We start from the raw sequence: 5,790 nt of genomic DNA on the forward strand, positions 1-5,790 counted from the left end.
GGTCTCGCTCTGGACGGGATGGGCGAACATGCGGAGGCGGTCCGCCTGCACCGGCAGACCGTTGACGACCGCATCCGTGTGCTGGGCCCCGAGCATCACCTCACCTTGCTCAGCCGCCACAACCTCGCCAGCGCACTGGCCAGGCAGGGCGAACACGCGGAAGCGGAACGGTTGCTGCAAGAGGTTCTTGATGACCACGCCCGTGTGCTGGGAGTCATGCATCCGCACACCCTGGCCAGCCGTGACAGTCTTGGTCTCGCTCTGGACGGGATGGGCGAACATGCGGAGGCGGTCCGCCTGCACCGGCAGACCGTTGACGACCGCATCCGCGTGCTGGGCCTCAACCACCCCGATACCCTGACCAGCCGCCACAACCTCGCCAGCGCACTGGCCGGGATGGGCGAGCAAGACGAGGCGGTACGCCTGCTGCGACAGACCCTGGCTGACCGCGACCGTGTGCTGGGCCCTGAGCACCCGCACACCGTGCGGACCCGCGACGAACTGGAGACAGCTTCGGCTGCCTGGCGTGCTGCACGACGGCGACAGACCTGGTTGCGCCCCTCGCGACGCTAGGAGCCGCCCGCACAGGCACCGGACGAAGGCACGCGAGGGCTCAGAAGCGACCAATCCCCGACGATTCAAATGCTGGGTACAGAGCGGTGTACGCACCTGAGCGCTTTCGGGCGTACCCCGACAGTCGGTCCGGGTTGATCCGTGCAGATGCGGAACCGGCGCAGCGTTCCGTGCCGTATCCCGGCGGGGGTCGAGGACGGCTGGCCCCGCTTCAGCGCCCGTTGACGTCCTGGGCGAGCGCAGAAGCGCCGAAGACTCCGAGGCGGAAGCCGCCGCCGGTCAACGGCAGGGGGTAGGTGCTGCTGTACACGACGGGAGCGTAGGACTCCAACAGGGCCCTGGCGCACGGGATTTCCAGTGTCGGCACCTGGGGTGGGCCAGGGATGTCACTGGGGTGGGCCGTCATCGGTGGATGCCGCAGAGGAAGCCGCTCCTGCCCATCCCGAATGCGTCTCCTGGAGCAGCTCGACGCGATCGAGGGGGAGTGCCTCGCCGTGCTGGAGGCCCCTCGGTAGGGGGGCGGGGTAAGTGCGGCTGCATTGTTCCGGACGGGCTGTGGGAGATGGCCAGGCCGCTGATCGCAGGACCCGACCGGGAAGGGCCGCAAACCGTGGACCCTGCGCTGGAAAGCACCCCTCAACGCGTTCCAGATCGCCTTTGACGGCCGCCTGACCCCGAGTATCAACTGACCACCGGCCGGTCACCGTGCCCAGGGCGTCGATGGCGGCTGCCGCGGAGGTTCGCCAACGGGTACGTACAGAGGCATCCGTGGGGGATGCCTCCGCGCAAGTTTAGGGCGCAGTACGGCACCGCCAGCGGTAACATAGGAGCAATAAGAACTCTTATGAAATCGCGGCGTCACTGTAGACGGCTCCAACGTCGCCTCGCGGGTCCAGTCAGTTCGCCCCCAATCGGAAGAGCAAGGGCTGGTCCTGTTGATTAGCGGCAGGCCCATAAAGCCGGAAGCCGCCAGAGGCGCAAGCGAATGAGTCAGCGTCTGCCGAGCGCTCTTGAACAGAGCTTAGTGTACGTGCTTCAGCATCAGGAGCTCATCATGCTCAAAGGTATCGACGTATCCAGTAACAACCAGTCCTTCAGTATTAGCGGAATGAACTTCGTGATCGTCAAGGCCACCGAAGGTCACACATACACGAACCCCAAGCAGAAGCAGCAAGCGGCTACCGCTCGATCCGCCGGGCTCGTCGTCGGCTTCTACCACTTCCTGTGGCCGGGCGACGTGGACGCACAAGCGCAGTACTTCGTCGAGCATTGCGACAGCCGCGAAGGGGACATTCTCGCCGTCGACTGGGAGACCACCGACGTCAATACCCGCGCATCCAGCGCCGAGAAGGACGCCATTCTCCACAAGATCAAGGCGCTGCGTCCCAGCCACCGCGTGATCCTGTACTGCAACCGGGACTTCTGGCTCCACCATGACACCACTTCCCACGCGTGCGACGGCCTGTGGATCGCCGACTACGAGAGCTCTCCCGGCCACCCCCACATCACCGCCCCCTGGCTCATCCACCAGTACACACGTAAACCCCTCGACACCAATGTCGCCCGATTCGACAGCCGTGCGGCGATGTCGAGCTGGGCCAGCGGTGCCACGATCCACACCCCGGCGTGACCCTGCCCTTCAACGAAGCACCACCATCACCGGCGTCCCCGGCCCGGGTGAGCAGGGCGACCTCGGGCCGCTGTGGAACTGCCCATCGGCAAGGCCGGCGCCAAGGGCTCACGTGCACCATCGGAACTGGGCAGCTGCCCGGCCCGCGTGCGAACACGGCCGTGGCGACATGATGGTTGCGGCCCCCGCAAGCGAGGCCGGATCCGGACGCGAAAGCGAAGGGCTCATCGACCACTGGGCGAGCTTCGACGCGGCCTGACGACGCGCGCCCGCCCGACGATCTCAAGGGCGTGCCTGTACGATGGCCCAGCCTCGGCAGCGGGCCGGCGTCCCCTCGGTCCCCAGCGCATCTGCGTCGCTGTGCCTCCCCGGGACGGGCAGGGATCAGCGCATGACCTCAGCTCGTCTGCCCGGCAGCCGGGAATCGGGCTTGCGCCGCTGCCCCGGAGGCATCCCGTGAGGGTGAGCAGGTTGTCGCACCGTCCGGCGGCTGTCTTCCTGCCCTTCGTAGGCGCAAGGCGGGGTGGGTGGGCATCTGGCATCCGGCGGTGCGCTGATCCTGGTGGAGGGCGTTGTCTTTCTGGTGGTGGCCGATGCGCTGGTCAGCGTTGTTCTCCCATGTGACCGCCACCACCGAAGTCTGTCAGCGCGTTGTCTTGCGTGGCCTGCTGGTGGGTATTTCGTATGTCTGCCGAAGCCGGGCGCGGCCCGTGATCAAGTCGCTTATTATTTGACCGATTCACTTTGGGTCGGATTCATTATTGAATCGTGCGCGAAATGAAGCAGTCCTGCCGACTTGCGATCAGGACCGCGGAGTGCTGCTCTGGAATTGGGGGGTAAAGGGTAAATGATCCGGGCCCGAATGGGCGGCGTTCAGCCGAAAGAGGGGGACGACGCGTCGTGCGACAACGGGATGCCCCGCGCTGCGACCCGCTATCGGAGGTTCACAATGACACAGGCCCCTTCTGCCCGCATTCCACTACGCCAGATCATGGCCATGCTCTTGACGGCCGCCCTGACGCTCTCCCTCTCGGTGGTGCTCACCGTCACCTCGACGAAAGAAGCAGCCGCCTTGTGCTCCGCCAGCCCGTTCAACGGAAAGTGGCGCTCGTCCGACGCGAGGCTGAAGCGCATCGACGTATGGCAGGGAGAGGACTGCCACCTGTACGCCAGGGCCTGGTCCGTCTGCGAGAACGACTCGTCGTACATCTGCAGCTGGGGAAACAGGAGAATGGGAGACAGTCCCGCGCCGAACTTCCAGTTCGTCGGATACAACTGGAGCAACGCCGATGAGGTGCTGCAACTGCGGATGCAAGACAGGTCTCACATCTCGGTGTGGGACAGCACCGACTACCACAATGGTGGCAAGGTCAGCTTCACGGTCGTGATGTACAAGAGCAGTTGAGCCCGCTAAGGCGGCAACCCGCCCGCGCCGCTGCTGGATGAGACCCCCTGCCGGACAGGTGGGGGGCCCCGCCGCTCGTCCCCCCGCCCCCGACAGGATGCGAACCGCGCCGGGGCGGGCCCCTGCAGTTCCAGGGCGGTTTCCCTTGACCGTCACTCGGGCGTGCCCGGGCGGGGATCAGGGGCTGAAGCCGATGGTGAGGTGCGCGGTGGGGCCGGGCTGTGCCGTCACGGTGACTATGCCATGACGGTTCCGGTGCGTCGCTGGGGACAGAGCGGTCAGGGCGGCGTAGCGGTGCAGGTCGTATCCGTGCCGGGCGGCGTGGTCCAGGAGCCTGGTACGGGCCTCGGGGTCCTTCCCCAGCCAGGTCAGGGCCGGAGCCGAGACGCTCAGAGCCCGCGGGGCGAGACTCACGTTCACGTTGAATCCGGGGAGCTCGTCGACGGCCGGCCTCCCGAGCAGGTCGCGGACCGCTTCGGCGAGGCACTCCTGTCCGGGGTCCAGGCCGCGCGAGGTCAGGAGGCGCAGGTCCGCGACCGTGAGGCGTCCCACCCGGTGGTAGCGCTCGACGGCGCCGGTCGTCAGGTCGATGCCCACCAGGCGGAGGCGGGCATCGGGCAGCGGGAAGGGCCGGGCGCCGATGAGCCGGGCCACCTCACGCTCGACTTGAACGGCGGCCGTTTTCGGTACCTCCGCGTAGAGCTTGAAGCGGTCGCCGTGCGTGTCGTGACGGCCCGCCAGCCACGTCCCCCAGAGCACGTGGTGGCGACGGTGTGCGTCGAGGAGGAGGGTGGGGAGTCGCACGTCCGGCAGTGGCAGCCCGATCTGCTCGAGCCGTTCGAGGCCCGCCGCCAGCCTGGTCTCGGGAGGGCGGGCCGGGGAGACGAACTCCGTGGCGTAGCGGTCGGTATGGGGCGAGGCCGTGGACACGCTCAGTTCCACCGGGAACCGCTCGGGCGTCAGCAGGCTGCCTCCCCACCGGTCGTCGCCGGGCGCCGTCGTGACGGGTTCCAGGAGTCTCGGCAGCCACCGGCGGGCCCCGGGACCGAGTAGCGCCAGTGCCCGGCGCAGGGAGGGCGGCAGCAGCCCTTCGGTCACGGGGGGCGTACCAGGACGAGCGAGTCCGTCGTCGTCACGTAGTCCGTCGCGGACGTGGTGCCGTCGCCGCGTACGAACGTGAAGCGATGGGAGAACTCGCGTTTCTGCGGGTTGGGCAGGGCGAACCAGGCGCGGCGGGTGGCGGTCTGCGCGGCGTCCAGTTCGATGCGCTGCTCGCGTTGGTAGCCGGTGGCGGGGTCGGCGTAGTGCAGGTCCACGAAGATCGTCCGCATGGCGGCCGGGTTCCAGTCCGGGACCAGGTCGATGTCGAGCTGCCCGGGGTAGGGGTCGTTGACCGCGAGGTGTGTGGCACTCGTAGTGACGGGGTCGCAGGTGATCACGGAGCCGTCGGTCATGGTGTGGACGAGCTGGTAGGTGTAGGTCAGGTCGGCCGGGTCGGCCGTGCGGACCTTCCATTCGGAGGGTGGGTCGGTGGGCAGCAGGGTGCGGGTGTCCCGCAGTTCGGTTCCGTCGGGTTCCTTCCTGGCCAGCTCGACTCGGGTCTCCCGGACCAGCTGGGGGTCGATGTCGTGCGGCGCGATTTCCACCCCGAGGAAGCCCAGGAACCGGTGCGGATCGATGGACAAGGCGTACTGGTCGTCACGGCCCTCCCGCACCACGGTCGGCTCCCGTCCCCGCCAGCCGGACTCCGCGGCGAAGTGGTACTCGATCCGGTAGGCGTACGTGGGGTCCGCCGCGCTGTCCAGGAAGAAGGTGACGGGTTCGGGATGCGGGGCGGCGGCGTCCGCGAGGCGGTCGAAGGAGCGTGCTCCGCCGGGGTCCTCGTTCCTGCCGTAGCGGATGGTCACGGCGATGCTCGTCAGGCCGAGAGCGGAGAAGTCCACATCACCGACCAGCCGCACCACGAGGGTACGGAAGAAGGGGTCGTCGAGGTCGACGTCGATGATGTGCGGCGGCCCGTTCAGGTCCGCGGCGAGCACGCCGAGGAATCCCTGGGGTGAGTAGGTGCGCTGCACGGCCTCCGCCCGGTCGTAGGTGAACGTGACCTGCTTGTCCTCGATCTGCAGGCCGTAGCGCAGCCGGAAGGTCAGGAGCGTGGGGTTCATGCCGCCGGCCGCCGCGG

Annotated in this window: 5 protein-coding genes; 3 read left to right on the forward strand and 2 right to left on the reverse strand. The window is 67.7% G+C overall.

All coding sequences use genetic code 11. From position 1 onward, the window contains the following. From KMS84_RS14710 to KMS84_RS14720, 3 genes are all read left to right on the forward strand, one after another. The coding region (locus KMS84_RS14710; protein ID WP_256916660.1) for a tetratricopeptide repeat protein at nt 1–573 on the forward strand (573 nt) is incomplete at its 5' end. Nucleotides 574–1,627: 1,054 nt separating this feature from the next. Beyond that, nucleotides 1,628–2,203, forward strand: a complete 576-nt coding sequence (locus KMS84_RS14715; RefSeq protein WP_256916668.1) for a GH25 family lysozyme — start codon at nt 1,628–1,630, stop codon at nt 2,201–2,203. 991 nt (nt 2,204–3,194) lie between these two features. Then, the gene (locus tag KMS84_RS14720) at nt 3,195–3,608 is read left to right on the forward strand and encodes a hypothetical protein (protein WP_256916662.1); all 414 of its coding nucleotides are present in this window, start codon (nt 3,195–3,197) and stop codon (nt 3,606–3,608) included. A gap of 177 nt (nt 3,609–3,785) precedes the next feature. On the opposite strand, the gene KMS84_RS14725 is transcribed toward KMS84_RS14720, so the two are convergent. Next, nucleotides 3,786–4,706, reverse strand: a complete 921-nt coding sequence (locus KMS84_RS14725) for a hypothetical protein (RefSeq protein ID WP_256916663.1) — start codon at nt 4,704–4,706, stop codon at nt 3,786–3,788. Beyond that, nucleotides 4,703–5,790, reverse strand: a 1,088-nt coding sequence (locus KMS84_RS14730) for a hypothetical protein (protein WP_256916664.1), incomplete at its 5' end; no start/stop codon positions are given. The genes KMS84_RS14730 and KMS84_RS14725, both read right to left, overlap by 4 nt.

The sequence above is a fragment of the Streptomyces hilarionis genome, assembly GCF_024539675.1.
GTDB classification, from domain to species: Bacteria; Actinomycetota; Actinomycetes; order Streptomycetales; family Streptomycetaceae; genus Streptomyces; species Streptomyces hilarionis.